General features: G+C 68.5%; 15 protein-coding genes and 1 pseudogene. 5 read left to right on the top strand and 11 right to left on the bottom strand.

Annotated features, from left to right (window positions below):
- Window positions 1-31: 31 nt before the first annotated feature.
- The 4 genes from ASD38_RS06415 to ASD38_RS06400 all read right to left on the bottom strand — a co-directional run bounded on the left by ASD38_RS06415 (window position 32) and on the right by ASD38_RS06400 (window position 4,435).
- Complete coding sequence (locus tag ASD38_RS06415; RefSeq protein WP_056458678.1) at window positions 32-2,209, bottom strand: TonB-dependent receptor; 2,178 nt, start codon at window positions 2,207-2,209, stop codon at window positions 32-34.
- Window positions 2,210-2,424: 215 nt separating this feature from the next.
- Window positions 2,425-2,826: an oxalurate catabolism protein HpxZ gene (gene hpxZ / locus ASD38_RS06410; RefSeq protein WP_056438087.1), complete on the bottom strand. Its 402-nt coding sequence runs from the start codon at window positions 2,824-2,826 to the stop codon at window positions 2,425-2,427.
- Window positions 2,823-4,220 carry an AtzE family amidohydrolase gene (locus ASD38_RS06405; RefSeq protein WP_056458675.1) on the bottom strand — a complete coding sequence of 466 codons (1,398 nt, stop codon included), beginning with the start codon at window positions 4,218-4,220 and terminating at the stop codon, window positions 2,823-2,825. Before ASD38_RS06405 ends, hpxZ begins: the two co-directional genes overlap by 4 nt.
- Entirely contained in the window at window positions 4,217-4,435 is a 219-nt protein-coding gene (locus ASD38_RS06400) for an AtzG-like protein (RefSeq protein WP_056438082.1), read from the bottom strand. The genes ASD38_RS06405 and ASD38_RS06400 overlap by 4 nt, the downstream gene beginning before the upstream one ends.
- A gap of 224 nt (window positions 4,436-4,659) precedes the next feature.
- On the opposite strand from ASD38_RS06400, the gene ASD38_RS06395 reads away from it, so the two are divergent.
- Window positions 4,660-5,607, top strand: coding sequence for an acetamidase/formamidase family protein (locus ASD38_RS06395; RefSeq protein ID WP_056438080.1), 948 nt, complete (start codon window positions 4,660-4,662; stop codon window positions 5,605-5,607).
- A gap of 142 nt (window positions 5,608-5,749) precedes the next feature.
- Here ASD38_RS06395 and ASD38_RS06390 read toward each other — a convergent pair whose 3' ends face one another.
- From ASD38_RS06390 to ASD38_RS06370, 5 genes are read right to left on the bottom strand one after another with little or no spacing between them, the layout of a single operon-like run.
- The gene (locus tag ASD38_RS06390) at window positions 5,750-6,424 is read right to left on the bottom strand and encodes a TetR/AcrR family transcriptional regulator (RefSeq protein ID WP_156390597.1); all 675 of its coding nucleotides are present in this window, start codon (window positions 6,422-6,424) and stop codon (window positions 5,750-5,752) included.
- Window positions 6,421-7,602 carry a urate hydroxylase PuuD gene (locus ASD38_RS06385; protein ID WP_056458672.1) on the bottom strand — a complete coding sequence of 394 codons (1,182 nt, stop codon included), beginning with the start codon at window positions 7,600-7,602 and terminating at the stop codon, window positions 6,421-6,423. The genes ASD38_RS06390 and ASD38_RS06385 overlap by 4 nt, the downstream gene beginning before the upstream one ends.
- Window position 7,603: 1 nt before the next feature.
- Window positions 7,604-8,125, bottom strand: coding sequence for a 2-oxo-4-hydroxy-4-carboxy-5-ureidoimidazoline decarboxylase (gene uraD, locus ASD38_RS06380; RefSeq protein WP_056458669.1), 522 nt, complete (start codon window positions 8,123-8,125; stop codon window positions 7,604-7,606).
- Window positions 8,122-9,039: an allantoinase PuuE gene (gene puuE / locus ASD38_RS06375; RefSeq protein ID WP_056458666.1), complete on the bottom strand. Its 918-nt coding sequence runs from the start codon at window positions 9,037-9,039 to the stop codon at window positions 8,122-8,124. The genes uraD and puuE overlap by 4 nt, the downstream gene beginning before the upstream one ends.
- Window positions 9,036-10,259, bottom strand: coding sequence for a pyridoxal-phosphate-dependent aminotransferase family protein (locus ASD38_RS06370; RefSeq protein ID WP_056458662.1), 1,224 nt, complete (start codon window positions 10,257-10,259; stop codon window positions 9,036-9,038). Before ASD38_RS06370 ends, puuE begins: the two co-directional genes overlap by 4 nt.
- A gap of 29 nt (window positions 10,260-10,288) precedes the next feature.
- Here ASD38_RS06370 and ASD38_RS25065 point away from each other — a divergent pair.
- Window positions 10,289-10,431, top strand: a pseudogene (locus ASD38_RS25065) (hypothetical protein); the annotation flags it as partial.
- Here ASD38_RS25065 and ASD38_RS06365 read toward each other — a convergent pair.
- On the bottom strand, window positions 10,367-11,587 hold the full coding sequence (locus tag ASD38_RS06365; protein WP_442857017.1) for an allantoate amidohydrolase: 1,221 nt from the start codon (window positions 11,585-11,587) through the stop codon (window positions 10,367-10,369). The pseudogene ASD38_RS25065 and the gene ASD38_RS06365 overlap by 65 nt on opposite strands.
- A gap of 316 nt (window positions 11,588-11,903) precedes the next feature.
- Between ASD38_RS06365 and ASD38_RS06360 the strand changes: the two genes are divergently transcribed.
- The gene (locus ASD38_RS06360; RefSeq protein WP_082560687.1) at window positions 11,904-12,770 is read left to right on the top strand and encodes a DUF1206 domain-containing protein; all 867 of its coding nucleotides are present in this window, start codon (window positions 11,904-11,906) and stop codon (window positions 12,768-12,770) included.
- 180 nt (window positions 12,771-12,950) lie between these two features.
- Window positions 12,951-13,751: a hypothetical protein gene (locus ASD38_RS06355; RefSeq protein ID WP_056458656.1), complete on the top strand. Its 801-nt coding sequence runs from the start codon at window positions 12,951-12,953 to the stop codon at window positions 13,749-13,751.
- Window positions 13,752-13,772: 21 nt separating this feature from the next.
- Here ASD38_RS06355 and trmFO read toward each other — a convergent pair whose 3' ends face one another.
- The gene (trmFO, locus tag ASD38_RS06350) at window positions 13,773-15,176 is read right to left on the bottom strand and encodes a methylenetetrahydrofolate--tRNA-(uracil(54)-C(5))-methyltransferase (FADH(2)-oxidizing) TrmFO (RefSeq protein WP_056458653.1); all 1,404 of its coding nucleotides are present in this window, start codon (window positions 15,174-15,176) and stop codon (window positions 13,773-13,775) included.
- 83 nt (window positions 15,177-15,259) lie between these two features.
- Here trmFO and ASD38_RS06345 point away from each other — a divergent pair, with 83 nt between their 5' ends.
- A complete protein-coding gene (locus ASD38_RS06345; RefSeq protein ID WP_056458650.1) occupies window positions 15,260-16,213 on the top strand; it encodes a hypothetical protein in 954 nt (317 codons plus the stop codon).
- Window positions 16,214-16,397 lie beyond the last annotated feature (184 nt).

Here is a 16,397-nt window from a genome sequence, read left to right as displayed (position 1 = left end):
CGGCGGTGAGGCCGGGCGGGGTCGTTTCAGATTACCGCTTGGCGCTGATCGAGATGCCGACGATCCGAGGCTCGTTGACGAAACCGGTCAGGTTGTTGAAGTCGATGCCGCCGCGCAGGTTCACCTCGTTGGTGATGTTGCGGGCGAACGCGGCGATTTCGAAAGCGCCGTCCTGCTTGGCGTAGCCGAGCTTCAGACCGCCTTCGAAGTCGCCCTTCGAGTAGAACTCCTTGCTCTGATAGAGGAAGATGTTCGTGTAGCCCTGGGTGAACCAGTCGGTGTAGGCGAACAGTTCGCCGTCGCCGATCGGGTAGCTGTAGCGACCCGTGAAGTTCAGCACGTATTCCGGGGCGTTCGGGAACGGGTTGCCGTTGACCAGGGCCTGACCCGAGGCGTTCTTGGGGTCGGTGACCGTGCACTGGGCGCAGACCGCCACGGCCAGGTTCTTGTCCTTGATCTTGGTGTGGTTGTAGCTGTAGCCGGCGGTCAGCAGCAGGTTCTCGGTGACCTGGAACTCGCCGTCGAACTCGACGCCGTAGGCTTCGCCCTTGTCGGCGTTGATCAGCAGGGTGCCGTTGGTGGCCCCGCCGATGGCGCTGAACTGCGGGTTCTTTTCTTCATAGGTGAAGGCCGCGCCGTTGAAGCGGACGCGGCGGTCCAGCAGTTCGCTCTTGAAGCCGATTTCGTACGACTGGATCGTCTCCGACTGCGCCACCGAAGCGGGGCTGAAGAACACGATGTCGCGGCCCTGGATGGTCGGGCCGCGGAAGCCGTGGGCGGCGCGGGCGTACAGGCTGAAATCGTCGGCCACGTCATAGAACGCCGACAGATCCCACGAGACCTTGCTGTCCTGCACCGAGACTTTCGGCGCGGTCGAGCCGACGACCGTCATGCTCTTGTCGTCGTCGGTGTAGCGCAGGCCGCCGGTCACCTTCAGCTTGTCGTTGACCTGATAGGCGGCCTGACCGAACGCGGCCCAGGCGGTGTTCTTGTGATTCAGCGTCGCCTTGTTGAAGCCGGCGTCGGTGGTCACCAGGAAGTCCGATTTGAAGTAGTAGCCGCCGACTTGCCAGCTGAACGGACCTTCGGTGTCCGAGGCCAGGCGCAGTTCCTGGGTGTACTGGTCCAGGTCGTCGATGCCGTCCCGGGTGTCGGAGTCGAACGGGATGAAGCCCGGGCCCGTGCCGGCCACGCCGCCGTCGATGTCGCCGCGGCTGTAGCCGTTGGTGGTTTCGTAGGCGCTGATCGAGGTCAGGGTCACGCCGCCGAAGTCGTAGTCGACCTTAATGGACTCGCCGTTGCCGTCGTACTTCTGCGGGTTGTTGGCGCCCCCGTTGTAGAAGACGGAATCCCGGTCGAAGTTGCTGTTGATCTTGTTGCTGCCGGCCGTGAGGATGTTGGCGCGGAAGATCGCGGCGGTGCCGACCAGCGAGCGGTTGTGGGCGTTCAGCAGGACGCTGAGGTCCTCGGTCGGGGTCCACAGCAGTTGGCCGCGGATGGCGTACTCGTCGTAGCCCCCCATCGCGTCCTTCTCGTGGGTGAAGGTGTTGTCGATGTAGTTGTCGCGGTGCTGGCCCAGAACGGCGATCCGGCCGGCCAGCTTGCCTTCGACCAGCGGGCCGCCGACGCCGCCTTCGGCGGTCCACGAACCGTACGAGCCGTAGGTCACCGTGCCGTTGGCCTTGAAGGTCTGGCTCGGCTTGACGCTGTCGAACTTGACGATGCCGGCGGTGGTGTTGCGGCCGAACAGCGTGCCTTGCGGGCCGCGCAGCACTTCAACCTGCTCGACGTCGAAGATCGGCGTGCTCTTCAGCACGACGTTTTCCATGACCACGTCGTCCATGATCACCGAGACCGGCTGCGAGGCGGCCAGGTCGAAGTCGGTGTTGCCCAGGCCGCGGATGTAGAAGCGCGGCGCGGCGCGGCCGTTGGAGCTTTCGACGAACAGGCCGGGCACGCGGCTCGACAGGGCCAGCACGTCCTCGCCGCCGGCGAACAGGGCGTCCAGCTTCTCGCCGCCCATGGTGGCGACCGAGACCGGCACTTCCTGGATGTTTTCCGAGCGCTTCTGGGCGGTGACGATCACATCGCCGAGCGCGGTGGGCGTTTCCTGGGCGAAGGCCGGGACGCCGACGCCGACGGCGAGGGCCAGGGCGGTGAGGGCGGCGCCGCGATGGAGGCGGCTGCGCAGCTTGGTGGCGGTGGTCATTGAAGTATCCCCTTCATGCGTCGGCGGCCCGACGCTTAAGGGTGCAATGCACAATGAACGAGGCGAATCCAAAGGTTTGATGACGTATCGACCGCCGTTGGGTGAAGTTTTTGCTCTGGATGTTACTATTTGACCACGCCGCGACGGGACTGCTCAAAAGCAGATCATAAGTCAGGGATTTATTACTTATTGTCATGGCGCGGACGGTCGATCGCTTACGGCGCAAGGCGTTGATCGGCGCCGTCCTGCAGGAACGAGACGTGGGCCGAGACGACTTTCCAACCGGTTTCGGTGCGGATCCAAACCTGGCTTTGGCGGCCGGGACGTTTTGCCCCTTCGCGGAGGAATTCGACGTTGGCGATCGCGAAATCCCGCCCAAACGTGGTGATTTCCGTCCTTAGGCGCGACCTCGGCGGCGAGCCGCCCGAGCGGCCGATTCGAAAGGCCGCGATCGCCTCGAATCCGTAGAGGTTCTCGGCCACGCCGTAGCGCACGGTTTCGGGCGCGTCGCGGAAGAAGCCGTCCAGCGCCTCGACGTCATTGGTCATCAGCGCGGTCTCGTAGGCGTCGACCGCGGCGGTCACCTCGGCCAGCACGTCGGGTTCGTTGACGATCATGCATGCGCCTCCGGAGGCCTGTGGGCGGCGACGAGGCCGGCCCGCTCCAGGCGCAGGGCGGCGGCCAGGGCCAGGTCCTCGCGCCAGGCCGGGGCGATGATCTGCACCCCGATCGGCGGCTTGCCTGGCCGGTTGACCGGCGCGGCGACAACCGGCAGGCCGATGTAGCTGATGGGCTGGGTGTAGGCGCCGAGGTTCTTGCGCACCGAGACCTGCTGGCCGTCCATCTCCATGGTCGTCTGGCCGATGCCCGGCGCGGGGCAGACCGAGGCCGGGGCCAGCAGCACGTCGAAATCCTCGAACACGCCGCGCACGGCGTCTCGGAACACCGGGCGATAGCGGCGGGCCGCTTCGGCGACGGCGTCAGGCGTCAGCGCGCCGGCCAGCAGACGGTCGCGGACGGCGGGATCGTAGTCCAGCGGCCGGGTCTTCAGGTCGGGCCAGTGCAGATGGGCGGCTTCGATCGGGGTCAGACAGAAGGCGGCGGCGCGGGCCAGCTCGGCGCCCGGCAGTTCGACGCCGCGCCTAGCCTGCAGGGCGTCGGCGACGATCTCCAGCGCCTCCAACACCTCGGGAAAGGCGCCCTGCGCGAACCAGCCGCCCAGCACGCCGACGCGGAGAGGACCGTCGGCGATGGCTTGCAGGCGAGGGGCGGCTGGTTCGACGGGCCGACGGCAGAGCGGATCCAAGGGATCCGGGCCCTGCATCAGGTCGTAGGCGAGGGCCAGGTCGGCGACCGAGCGGGCGAACGGCCCCACATGGTCCAGGCTCTCGACAAAGGGAAAGGCGCCCTGGCGCGACAGGCGGCCCAGGGTGGGCTTCAGACCGAACACCCCGCACAGGCTGGCTGGGATGCGGATCGAGCCGTTGGTGTCCGAGCCCAGGGCCAGGGGGACCAGGCCGCCGCCGACCGCCGCGGCTGAACCGCCGGATGAGCCGCCGGCGATGCGGGTCGGGTCGTGCGGATTGCGGGTCGGACCGTCGTGGGCGTTCTCGGTGACGAAGCCGTAGGCGAACTCGTCCATGTTCAGCGCGCCGATCAGCACCGCCCCGGCGGCGGTCAGGCGCTGGACGGCGGTGGCGTCGTGGGCGGCGGGGGGCGCGTCGCGGCGGATCCTGGACCCGGCGATGGTGGTCACGCCCTCGACGTCGAACAGGTTCTTCACGGCGAAGGGGACGCCGGCCAGCGGACCGACCGGACGGTCGGCGGCGAGGTCGGCGTCGATGGCCTCGGCCTGAACCAGGGCGCGCTCGGCGAAGACGGCGGTGTAGGCGTTGAACGGGTCGCTCTTCGCGCGGGCGAGCGCGGCTTCGGTTTCGGAACGGGCGGTGGTCTTGCCGCGCTGGATGTCGCCGACGACCGCCAGGGCCGAGCGGAAATCGGCGGCGCTCATGGCTCGAACACTTCGGGCGCCGGCGGGGCGGTGTCGTCGAGGGCGGCCATGAACGTCGCGGCCTGGCGGCGCAGCAGGGCCAGGTTCTCGACAACGCCGGCCCGGGTCTCCGGCGGCAGGGCCAGGCCCAGCGCTTCGGCCCGGGCGTCCGCATAGGCGGCGACCGTGTCGTCGTCGAGGGCCAGGAACGCTGCGAGCGCCGGATCGGTCGCCATGCGAACGAGCTCCACAAGTAAGAAATTTCTTCATAACCGGGATGTGCGGTCGCCGCCAGCACCATAGGCCTCGAACGCGCCGACGCCCACGTCCGCGCCATCCCGGCGGCCGCTCTGCCCGTCGGATGGGCGCCGGCGCGCTTCGCCCCGCCGCGCGGCGGTCGAGACTAGGGTGGGGCGGCCGCCGCGCGCCAACTGAGCCCTGGTAATAGAGGGCTTACTTCATGCGGCATCACCTGGCCTCGGCCCCGGACACGGTGCGCTTCGGGATCTTCGACGCCGCCTTCGACCCGGTGCTGACGGTCGCGCCCGGCGACACCGTGGTGATCGACTGCGTGTCTGGCGGCCCCGAGGTCATGCCGGGCCCGGACGCGGGACTGGCCATCCCGCCCGCCCTGCGGGCGATCCACGACGCCCGGCTCGAGCGCATCGGGCCGCACATCCTGACCGGCCCGGTGGCGATCGCCGGCGCGGAGCCGGGCGACACCCTGGAGGTGCGGATCGAGGCCATCGAGCCCAACAACACTTGGGGCTATTGCGCTGTCCGGCCGTTGGCCGGGACCCTGCCGGACGAGTTTCCCGAGCGCTATGTCAGCCACATCGCCGTCGACGCCGCGGCGGGAACCTGCAAGCCGGCCTGGGGGCCGACCCTGCCGCTGCGGCCGTTCTTCGGCACCACCGGCGTCGCCCCACCGGCCCGCTACGGCCGCCTGTCCAGCCGCGAGCCGCGCGAGCACGGCGGCAACATGGACTGCAAGGAGCTGGTCGCGGGCTCGACCCTGTTCCTGCCGGTCTGGGTTCCGGGCGCGAACTTCAGCGCCGGCGACGGCCATGGCCGCCAGGGCGACGGCGAGGTTTGCGTCAACGCCCTGGAAATGGGCCTGACCGGGACCTTCACCTTCGTGCTGCACAAGGCCGCCCACGTCGGGGTCCGCACCTGGCCGAGCGCCGAGAGCCCGACCCACTACCTGACGCTGGGCTTCAACGAGGACCTGGACCTGGCGATGAAACAGGCCCTGCGGGGAATGATCGACCTGATCGTCTCGCGCTCGTCGCTGAGCCGGGTGCAGGCTTACCAGTTCTGTTCGCTGGCGGTGGACTTCCGCGTGACCCAGACGGTCAACGGCGAGAAGGGGGTGCATGGGATGCTGGAGAAGGGGGTTCTGTTCTAGCCCCCTCCCTGTGGGAGGGGTGTCGGCGAAGCCGACGGGGAGGGGAGTTTGGGCGGCGGCCGCATCCCGGATCGACCGCCGGAAAACTCCCCCCTCCGGTCGCTACGCGACCACCTCCCCCACAGGGGGAGGACTTGGGCCCCTACTTCCGCAGATAGCCTTCCAGCAGCTCCAGCGCATGCGTCAGCCGCGCCCGCCGCCACTCCGGCTTGCTCATGTCGGTGTCCAGCGTCACCGACAGCGAATAGCCGTTGGCCAGGTGGAACCGGCTCATGGCCGCGATGGTCACGTAGATCTGGGCCCAGTCCAAGCCGTCGCGGAAGATCCCCTGCTTCTGGCCGCTGTCGATCAGCCGCTCGATGGTCCGGCGCAGCGGGAACGCGGTCTCGGTGACCTTGCGCGACTGGGAGACGAACTTGCCCTGGATCAGGTTCTCGTTGCGCAGCAGGCCGTCGATGCGCGGGTTCTTCTCGAAATACTCGAAGGTGAACCGCTGCAGGGCCAGAAAGCCTTCCAGCGGCCGGTCGAAGTCGATCTCCAGCTCGGCCTCGCGGCCGCGCAGGTCCTCGTAGGCGGCCTCCAGCACCGCCAGGTACAGGCCCTTCTTGTCGCCGAAGTAGTGGTAGAGCATGCGGATATTGCACTTGGCGGCCTTGACGATCTTCTCGATCCGCGCGCCGGCGTAGCCCGCCTGGGAGAACTCCCGCAGCGCCGCGGTCAGGATCGCCTTGCGCGTCCGCTCGGCGTTGCGCTTGCGGGGCGCCGGAGCGGCGTCGTCGGTCGGTGCGGCCGAAGGCGTCTCTGCCAAGGTGGTCACTGCGTCTTTGCTCCTGCCTCGATCCAGGCGCCCAACTGGGCCCGCTCGTGATCGGTAATATGAGTCTCGTTTCCAAGGGGCATGCTGGTCGAGTCCACCGCGCGTTCGCGGATCTTGCCCGCATAACGCGCCATGCCCGCCGGCGTGTCGAAGGCCGCGCCGTTGGGCGGGGCGGTGAAGCCCTTGTGGGTCGGAACGGCGCCGTGACAGGCCACGCAGTGCTTTTCGACGATCGCCTGGGCGACGGGGAAAGGCACGTCCGAGACCGTTTCGGCCTTGGGCTTCTGGCTGGCGATCACGCTGACGAAGAACACCATCATCACCCCGGCGAAGATGAAGCCCGGCCTGATGATCCCGTGGTGGCGCAGAATGAAGAAGTAGCGGATCGACACCCCGCCCAGGCTGATCATCGCCAGCAGCAGCCAGGCCAGGTGATGGCCCGTCACCACCGGATAGTGGTTGCTGATCATGATGAAGATGACCGGGAGGGTCATGTGGGTGTTGTGGACCGAGCGCTGCTTGCCCATCGCGCCCAGGCGCGGATCGACGGGACGTCCGGCCAGCATGTCGGCGACGATCTTGCGCTGGTTGGGGATGATGATCAGGAACACGTTGCCGACCATGCACGTGCCGATGATCGCGCCGACGTGGATGAAGGCTCCGCGGTCGGTGAAGAGCTGGGTCAGGGCCCAGGTCGCGGCCGTCAGGGCCAGGAACCAGACGACGCCGAACAGGCGCGGTCTCTGGCCCAGCGGCGAGCGGCACAGACCCTCGTAGACCAGCAGCCCGCCCAGGATGAACGCCAGGCCCGTGGCGACGGCGCCGGCCTGGCTGAAAGCATGCTTGGAGGCGTCGATCAGATAGACCGGCGCGCCGACGTAGTAGAGCACGATCAGCAGCGCGAAACCCGACAGCCAGGTGGTGTAGGCCTCCCATTTGAACCAGTGCAGATGGTCGGGCATGTGGGCCGGGGCCGTCATATACTTCTGCGAATGGTAGAAGCCGCCGCCGTGCACGGCCCACAGCTCGCCCTTCACGCCGTCCTTTTCGGGAACGGGAGCGCGCAGATTGTTGTCCAGCCAGACGAAGTAGAACGAGGCGCCGATCCAGGCGACGCCGGCGATCACGTGCAGCCAGCGCAGGGAAAGGTTCAGCCAGGTCGTGACGTCGTAGTCCATCTCAGCCGGTCACCGCGTCTTGCAGTCGAAGTTTCGAGATCAGGCCGATCTGCCTGATCGCTTCGGCGACCTCGGCGGCCTTGTCGTTCTCCAGGCGCGCCTGCATGGCGGCCAGGATCGAGGTCTTGTTGTTCAGCCGCACCGCGACGATGAACGGAAAGCCGAAGCGCTCGCGATAGGCGGTGTTCAGGGCGTGGAAGCGGTCGAACTCTTCCTGGGTCAGGCGGTCCAGGCCCGCGCTGGCCTGTTCGGCGTTGCTCTCGGCGGTCAACGTCTTGTCGATCGCCGCCTTGCTGGCCAGTTCCGGGTGGGCGCGGATCAGGGCCAGGCGCTGGTCCTCCGAGGCGGCCTCCAGAACGGTCATGGTCGCGGCATGCAGGGCCTCGACGCTGTCGAACGGCGCGGCGTCATAGGCGCGCTGCACCACCCACGGCGACAGCTCGAACGCGAAGCCCAGGGTGGTGGCGAAACCGGTGCGGTTCATCCGGTTCAGGTCGGCCAGGGTCAGGGGCGGGGCGCTCATGTGTTCGCTGCCTTGTAAGGGTGGGTCGCGATCCAGTGCCGCGCGATGTCGATGCGCTTGGCGACCCAGACCTTGTCGCGGGCGGTGATGTGGTTGAGGAAGCGCCGCAGGGCCATGATCCGGCCCGGCTTGCCGACGATCCGGCAGTGCAGGCCGACGCTCATCATCTTCGGGGCGGTCTCGCCCTCCAGATAGAGGGCGTCGAAGCTGTCGCGCAGATAGGCGAAGAACTGGTCGCCGCTGTTGAAGCCCTGGGGCGCGGCGAAGCGCATGTCGTTGGCGTCCAGGGTGTAGGGCGCGATCAACTGCGGCCGGCCGTGCTGGTCGTCCCAATAGGGCAGGTCGTCGGCGTAGCTGTCGGCGTCGTAGACGAAGCCGCCTTCCTGGGCGATCAGCCGGGCGGTGTTGGGACTGGTGCGGCCCTGGTACCAGCCCAGCGGCCGCTCGCCGGTCAGGGCCTCGTGGATCTCGATGGCCTGGGCGATGTGCTCGCGCTCCAGCGCCTCGGGGAAGTGCTGGTAGTCGATCCAGCGATAGCCGTGGGTGGCGATCTCCCAGCCGGACTTGAGCATGGCCTCGACGGCGTCAGGGTTGCGCGCCATGGCCTGGGCCACGCCAAAGACGGTCAGCGGCAGGCCGAATTCCTCGAACAATCGTCGGATGCGCCAGAAGCCGGCCCGCGAACCGTATTCGTAGAGGCTCTCCATCGACATGTGCCGGGCGTCGGGGATCGGCTGGGCGCCGACCATCTCCGACAGGAAGTGCTCGGCCTGCGGGTCGCCGTGCAGCACGCTGCGCTCGGCGCCTTCCTCGTAGTTCAGGACAAACTGCACCGCCACGCGGGCGCCGTTGGGCCACCGGGCGTGGGGCGGGTTCTCGCCGTAGCCGATCAGGTCGCGGGGGTAGTCGCTCATGCGAACACCCCCAGCGCTGCGTCCACCCCGGCCCCGGCCGTGAAGCCGTAGCCCTCGCCGCGCAGCACCGCCTCCAGCGCCGCCAGCGTGGTCAGCACCGCGTGCTTCTTCGCGTTCACGCCCATGGCCCCGATCCGCCAGACCTTGCCCGCCAGCGGTCCGAACGCCGTGCCGATCTCGATCTCGAAGTCGGTGCGCATGCGCGAGCGCACCCGGTCGCCATCGACGCCGGGCGGGATCAGCACGGCGGTGACATTGGTCATCTTGTGGGCCTTGTCGCCGTAGACGCTCAGGCCCATCGCCTCGACCCCGGCGACAACCGCCGCCCCAGCCTGGGCGTGGCGGGCGAAGCGGGCCTCCAGTCCTTCCTCCAGCACCACCCGGGCGCATTCGCGGGCCGCGTACAGCATCGAGGCGGCCTCGGTGTGGTGGTTCAGGCGCTTGTCGGACCAATAGTCCATGATCATCGCCAGGTCGAAATAGTTGGAGGCGATGCGGCGGCCGGCGCCGCTGACGACGCCCGCCGTCGCGATGCCGGCCTCGACGTGCTTGCGGCCGTTGATGTGCGCGGCGGCGCGGTCGGAGATCGTGATCGGGCCCGAGCCCGAGGGACCGCCCAGGCACTTCTGCAGGCCGCCGGTGACGATGTCGGCCTGCCAGGCGTCGACCGGCACTCTCATGCCGCCGATCGTCGCCGTGGCGTCGACATAGAGCAGGGCGTCATGACGCCGGCAGATCTCGCCGATCGCCTCGATGGGCTGGGCCATGGTGGTGGAGGTGTCGCCGTGCACGCAGGCCACCAGGCGCGGGCGCACGCGCTTGACCGCGTCCTCCACCGCCTGCGGATCGACGACCTTGCCCCACTCGCCCTCGACCAGGGTGACCTTGGCGTCGCAGCGCTCGGCGATCTCCGACAGCAGCAGGCCGAAGCGCCCGGCGTTGACCACCACCACGTCGTCGCCCGGCGCCAGCACCGAGACCAGGGCCGCTTCGATCGCGGCGCGCGAGGTGCCGTCGATCAGGAACGTCCATCGGTTCTGGGTCTGGAACACCTGGCGGTACAGAGCCATGGTCTCGTTCATGTAGCCGGTGAACTCCGGGTCGAACTGGCCCAGCAACTGCACCGACATGGCCCGCAGCACGCGCGGATGCACGTTGATCGGGCCGGGTCCCATCAGCAGGCGGGCGGGGTGGTCGAGTTCGCCGAAAGTCTGGGTCATGCGGTGGTCTTCATAGGGCGGTCGAGGGGCCGCCCTCGTCCTTCGACAAGCTCAGGACGAGGGCTACGGGAACGTCGTGGGTCAGGCTGCGATCGCATTCAAAACCCTCATCCTGAGCTTGTCGAAGGACGAGAGTTTTGCGCCGCCAGCCGCTCGACAAAATCCAGCATAACCTTCGCCGCCAGGGCGCAGTCCGCCTCGGTCACGGCCTCGCGCGGATTGTGGCTGATCCCGCCCTCGCAGCGGATGAACAGCATGGCGGTGGGGCAGAGGTCGGCGATGACCATGGCGTCGTGGCCGGCCCCGCTGGGCAGGCGGCGAGGGGCCTGGCCCGTCGCGGCGACGGCCTTCTCCAGCAGGGCGGTCAGGCCCGGATCGCAGGGGCTGGCGGCCAGGTCCTGCATCAGGGTGATCGAGACCTCCAGACCGCGCCGGGCGGCGATGGCCTGGATCTCGGCGGTGACGGCCTCGACGGCGGCGTCGCGGATGGCGGCGACCTCGGCCCGGACGTCCATCGAATAGTCGACCGCGCCGGGAATGACGTTGAAGGCGCCGGGCAGGGCGGTGATCCGGCCCACGGTGCCGACCAGGCCGTCCTGACCTCCCGAGCAGATCCGCTCCAACGCCAGGATCGCCTCGGCGGCGGCCGGGCCGGGATCCTTGCGCAGGTTCATCGGCGTGGTGCCGGCGTGGCCGGCCGTGCCGGTGAACCGCACCATCAGCCGCTTCTGGGCGGCGATGGCGGTGACCACGCCCAGGGCCAGGCCCTCGGCCTCGAGCACCGGACCCTGTTCGATATGGGCCTCCAGGAAGGCGAAGATCTCGCCCGGCTTGCGCGCGGCTTCCTCCAGGCGGGTGGGGTCCAGGGCGAAGGCCGCGAAAGCCTCGGCCAGGCTGACGCCGTCACCGTCGGTCATCTCCATGACGCTGGGCTTGACGGTCCCGGCCACGGCGCGGCTGCAGGTCATCGAGGCGGGGAAGCGCGAGCCTTCCTCGTCGCCGAACGCGATCACCTCGACCGCGAAGGGCAGGCGGCGGCCGGCGCGGGCCAGGGCCTCGACCACGTCGACCCCCAGCATCACGCCCAGAGCGCCGTCATACCGTCCGCCGTTGCGGACGCTGTCGATGTGCGAGCCGATCAGCAGGGCCGGGGCGTTCGGCGTCTCGCCCTCGTAGCGGCCGACCAGATTGCCGGCGTGGTCGCGGCGGGCGGTCATGCCGGCCTCTTCCATCCAGAAGGCCAGGGTCTTGAGCGCTTCATCGTGGGCCGGCGTGAGGAAACGGCGCACCAGCATGCCGTCGACCTCGCTGTAGGGCTCCACGCCCATCAGGTCGCAGCGGGTCTTGGCCCGAACACCGATCTCGTAGGCTTCCGCCACCCTGCCGGGCTCCCCTTTGCCGTACACGCCATCCGTGACATGCTTTGCCTAACATCGGCGAGCTGCAAAGCGCGCGATGATCGGCGACGCGGTACGGCTTCCCGCGCATCTGCCTCGACCAGCGCCAGACCGAACGGCCGGCGCCTGAAGCTAAGTCATAAATCACTTACTTAGCGAATGACAGGGCTGACCCTCGACGAGGTCGGGGAACGCCAGCGCCGAGCCCGCCGTTGGTCACCCGAGTTGGGCTGTCCGGGCACGAACCATGTCGACATCACCGATCGCCCTGCCGCGCAAACTCGTCAAGCGCGTCCAGCGAACGACCGTCGCCAAGGCGATCGAGCTGGCCTCGCGCCTCGGCTACGCGGCGCGGGGGCTGGTCTATCTGGGCCTGGGGTCCATCGTCCTGCTGGCCGCGCTGGACCTGACGCCGCGCGCCAAGGGCGCCAAGGGCATGCTGCGCGCCTGGGCCGAGTGGCCGCTGGGCTGGGCGCTGATCGGCGGGATCGGCGTCGGCCTGGCGGGCTTCGCGGCCTGGCGGTTTCTGCAGGCGGTGTTCGACGCCGACCGGCATGGGCGCTCGCCCAAGGCCTGGGCGGTGCGGATCGGCCAGGCGGTCAGCGGCCTGATCTACGGTGGACTGGCGCTGTCGGCCTTCGAGCTGTTGGACGAGCTGGAGGATGTCCGGGAGGTCGACGAGGAGCAGACCGTCCATCATACCGCCGGCGCTGTTCTGGGCCTGCCCTACGGCGACACCTTGCTGATCGCCGCCGGCCTGGCGGTCGTGGCGTTCGGGATCGGCAACGTCATCCAGGGCCTCGTCCAGGATTTCAGCAAGCGGCTGGACTGCGACGACAGGATTTGTCGGCGGGTCGTGCCCCTGGCCAAGGTCGGCTACGGGGCGCGGGGCCTGGCCAGCCTGCCGCTGGGCGTCTTCCTGGTGATGGCGGGGCTGCAGGCTCGGGCCGCCGAGGCCCGCGGCTGGGGCGGCGCGCTGCAGGCGGTCGAACGCCAGCCCTTCGGAAGCTGGGCTCTGGGCCTGGTCGCGACAGGCCTGATCGCCTTCGGGCTGTTCGGCCTGGTCGAGGCGCGCTACCGCCGCATTCGCCCGCCGCCCGAACTCACGCCCTAGCGTCAGACATCTCCGGCCGGCGCCGGAGCAAGGCTATGGGACCTGGTCACGCGAGAGGGCCATCATCTGCTCGCGCGGACATGTCGCTCAACGCGGGGATCGGCGGGGGGGCCGCGTTACGCGAGGTCTTGACCGGCATGCGGCAAGGGGGACAACCTCAGGTAAATCTGGAGAGATGCAATGATCGTTTCCATCTTGGCCGTTTCTCTACTTCTCGCGGGGTCGGCCCCGCAGGTTCTGGACAACGCGGGCCTGACCACGGCCATCCAGGAGGCGCGCGAGACACCGGACGATCATGGTCAGGCCCTCGCGGGGCGGCGGTTCAAGATTATTCTGCCGGTGGTCTACGGCGATCGCCAGAACCTGAAGACCTACAAGAGCCCGGCCCGCTGGCGCTACGATCGCAAAAAGCGCGAGCTGGAGGTCACCGTCGGCCTGGGCCAGATTTCGTCGCAGAACTACGACCAATTCGACGAGCAGGGGCTGTCGGTGCTGCCGGACCTCCAGACGACCTATTTCCACGTCGAGGAACGCAAGGTTCAGACCAATTTCGAGAAGCGGGTCGTGCCGGGCGGCGCTGGGATGGGCGCCGTCGGCGTGGCCAGCGAAGCCGGGATCCGCTCGCTCGGCGTCAGCTACGGCCTGGCCACGCCCTATCCGCAGACGGACGCGGCGGGCCTGCCCTCGGGCTTCAAGCCGCTGATGATCTCGCGGGTCAACATGGATCCGATCGGCGTCAGGCAGGCGGTCGACGGCATGGTCGTCGTCGTGGAGGGCGAGGTCGTCCCCCTGGCCAACGGCGGTCCGCTGATCTGCGGCAAGTTCCGCGGCTTGCTCTCGGCCGAGAACGTCACCGGCGACAAGCTCAACTTCCTGTCGGACAACCAGTGCTTCGTGACGTCGAACATCGATCGCGTCAGCGTCTATGCCGGCAGGACCTCGGGCGGGAAGAGCGAGCTCCTCAAGCGCTGGGGCAAATAGAACGACCCTGGACGGCCGGCGTCAGCCGGCCATCCACCCGTCCAGGTCCGCCAGGGCGCGCACGCTCATCAACCGCTTCTTGGCGCGACCGCGTTCCTTCAGCGGAATCTTGACCCCGTCGTCGCCGATCTTGGGGGTCTCCATCGGCGGCAGCAGGCCGTAGTTGATGTTCATTGGCTGGAATGAGGTCTTGCCGACTTCGGCTCCCTCGATGTGGCCGCCGGTGACATGGTCGACCAGGGCTCCGAGCGCGGTGGTCGGCGGCGGAGCGTCCAGCGTCTTGCCCAGGCGCTCGGCGGCGGCGAAGCGGCCGGCCAGCAGGCCGGTGGCGGCGCTCTCGACATAGCCCTCGACCCCGGTCATCTGGCCGGCGAAGCGCAGACGCGGGGCGACCTTCATCCGCAGGGACCGGTCCAGCAGGCGCGGGCTGTTGATGAAGGTGTTGCGGTGCAGGCCGCCCAGCCGGGCGAACTGGGCGTTCGCCAGGCCCGGGATCATCCGGAACACCTCGGCCTGGGCGCCGTGCTTCAGCTTGGTCTGGAAGCCGACCATGTTCCACAGCGTGCCCAGGGCGTTGTCCTGGCGCAGTTGGACGATGGCGTGGGCCTTGACCAGCGGGTCGCGCGGATTGGTCAGGCCGACCGGCTTCATCGGCCCGTGGCGCAGGGTCTCGCGGCCGCGCTCGGCCATCACCTCGATCGGCAGGCAGCCGTCGAAATAGGGCACGTGCTCCCAGTCCTTGAACTCGGCCTTGGGGCCCTCGAGCAGGGCGTCGATGAAGGCCTCGTATTCGGCCTTGTTCATCGGGCAGTTGATATAGGCGGCCGCGTCGCCGCCGGGGCCTTCCTTGTCGTAGCGCGACTGGCGCCAGGCGATGTCCATGTCGATCGACTCGACGTGGATGATCGGGGCGATGGCGTCGAAGAAGCTGAGCTGGCCCTCGCCGCTGAGATCGAGGATCGCGTCGGCCAGGGCGGGCGAGGTGAGGGGGCCGGTGGCCACCACCACGCTGTCCCAGTCTTCCGGTGGCAGGCCGGCCACCTCCTCGCGGGCGATGGTGATCAGCGGATGGGCCTCGATGCGGCGCGTGACCTCGGCCGAGAAGCCGTCGCGGTCGACGGCCAGGGCGCCGCCGGCCGGGACCTGATGCTGGTCGGCGGCCGACATGATCAGCGAGTCCAGCTTGCGCATCTCGGCGTGCAGCAGGCCCACGGCGTTGAACTGCCAGTCGTCGGAGCGGAACGAGTTGGAGCAGACCATCTCGGCCAGGCCGTCGGTCTGGTGGGCGTCCGTACCGCGCACAGGACGCATTTCGTGCAGGACGACCGGGACGCCGGCCTGGGCGATCTGCCAGGCGGCCTCGGACCCGGCCAGGCCGCCGCCGATGACGTGAACGGGACGGGCGGAATTAGGGGGAGTGCTCATGGGCGCCCTCATACCCCTGCTGGCCACGCGGCGAAACCTGTGTGTAGGCTGGGACCTAACGTGGAGCGCGTCGGGGGGCGGCGATGGCGAGGTTTTCGGTTTCGGGCGCGGCAACGGCCGGTTTCGGTGTGATCGTCCGCGCGCCGCTGGCGGTGCTGGCCTGGGGGCTGGTGATGCTGGTGACCCTGATCGGGCCGATGATGGGCCTGATGTGGATGCTGATCCCGCAGTTCATCGAGATCTTCAAAGCAGTGCCCGATCCGGCCTCGACCTCCTCGCCGGCGACCGATCCGGCCATGTTCGCGCGGATGATGCAGTTGCAGACCAGCATGATGGGCCTGAACGCGATCAGCCTGGTGGGCGGGACGGCGATCAAGGCGGTGGTGGCCGGGGCTGTGTTCCGCGCGGTGCTACAGCCCGACCAGAAGCGCTGGGCCTATCTGCGCTTGGGCAAGTCGGAGCTGTGGCTGGCCCTGGTGACCCTGGTCCAGACCGTACTGTTCATGATGGCCTATTTCGCCGTGCTGATTATCGGCTTCATCCTCGGCATGATCGTCTACATGGCCGGTTCGGCGGCGGGAGACGGCGGCAAGCTGGTCGCCGGCCTGCTGATCGGCCTGGTGATCCTGGCGGCGATCGGGGTCCTGCTCTGGGGCGTCCTGCGCCTGTCGATGGCCGGGCCGATGAGCTTCGCCGAGGGCAAGTTCCTGCTGTTCGAATCCTGGACCTTCACGCGCGGCCAAAGCGGCCGGTTGCTGGGCATGGCCGTGTTGCTGGCGCTGATCCTGATGGCGCTGGAGCTGGTGGTCTATGCGGTCGTCGGGGTGGCGGTCTTCGGATCGTGGAGCGGCATCGCGGCCATGGTCGAGACCTTGCGCGACCAGCCGCCGCAAGCCTGGCTGCACGCGTTCTGGAAGATCGCGGCGATCGGGGCTGTCGTGCTGTCGTTCCTGGCCGCGTTCGCCATGGCCCTGATCTGCGCGCCCTGGGCCAAGGCCTATCAGGAGCTGGCGGCCTCCGGCGCCAAGGCGTCCTGATCGTCCACGCGGCGCCACGGCCACGTCCCGCGAAATTCAGCGTGACACCCGTCGCGACTCGTCGCCAAGCGGGGGGTGAACCGCTTATGACTCTTGGGATTGAGGGGTTCGCGCGGCGACGGACGAGTGAGGGCTACATGGGCGAGGGATCGGCGGCGATCGGGCGGACCGTTCGCGCCGGAAT

Source organism: Caulobacter sp. Root487D2Y, from assembly GCF_001427165.1.
In the GTDB taxonomy this organism is placed as follows: Bacteria; Pseudomonadota; Alphaproteobacteria; order Caulobacterales; family Caulobacteraceae; genus Caulobacter.
The sequence above is the reverse complement of the archived record's forward strand: the minus strand, read 5'-3'. Positions and strand labels throughout refer to the sequence as shown.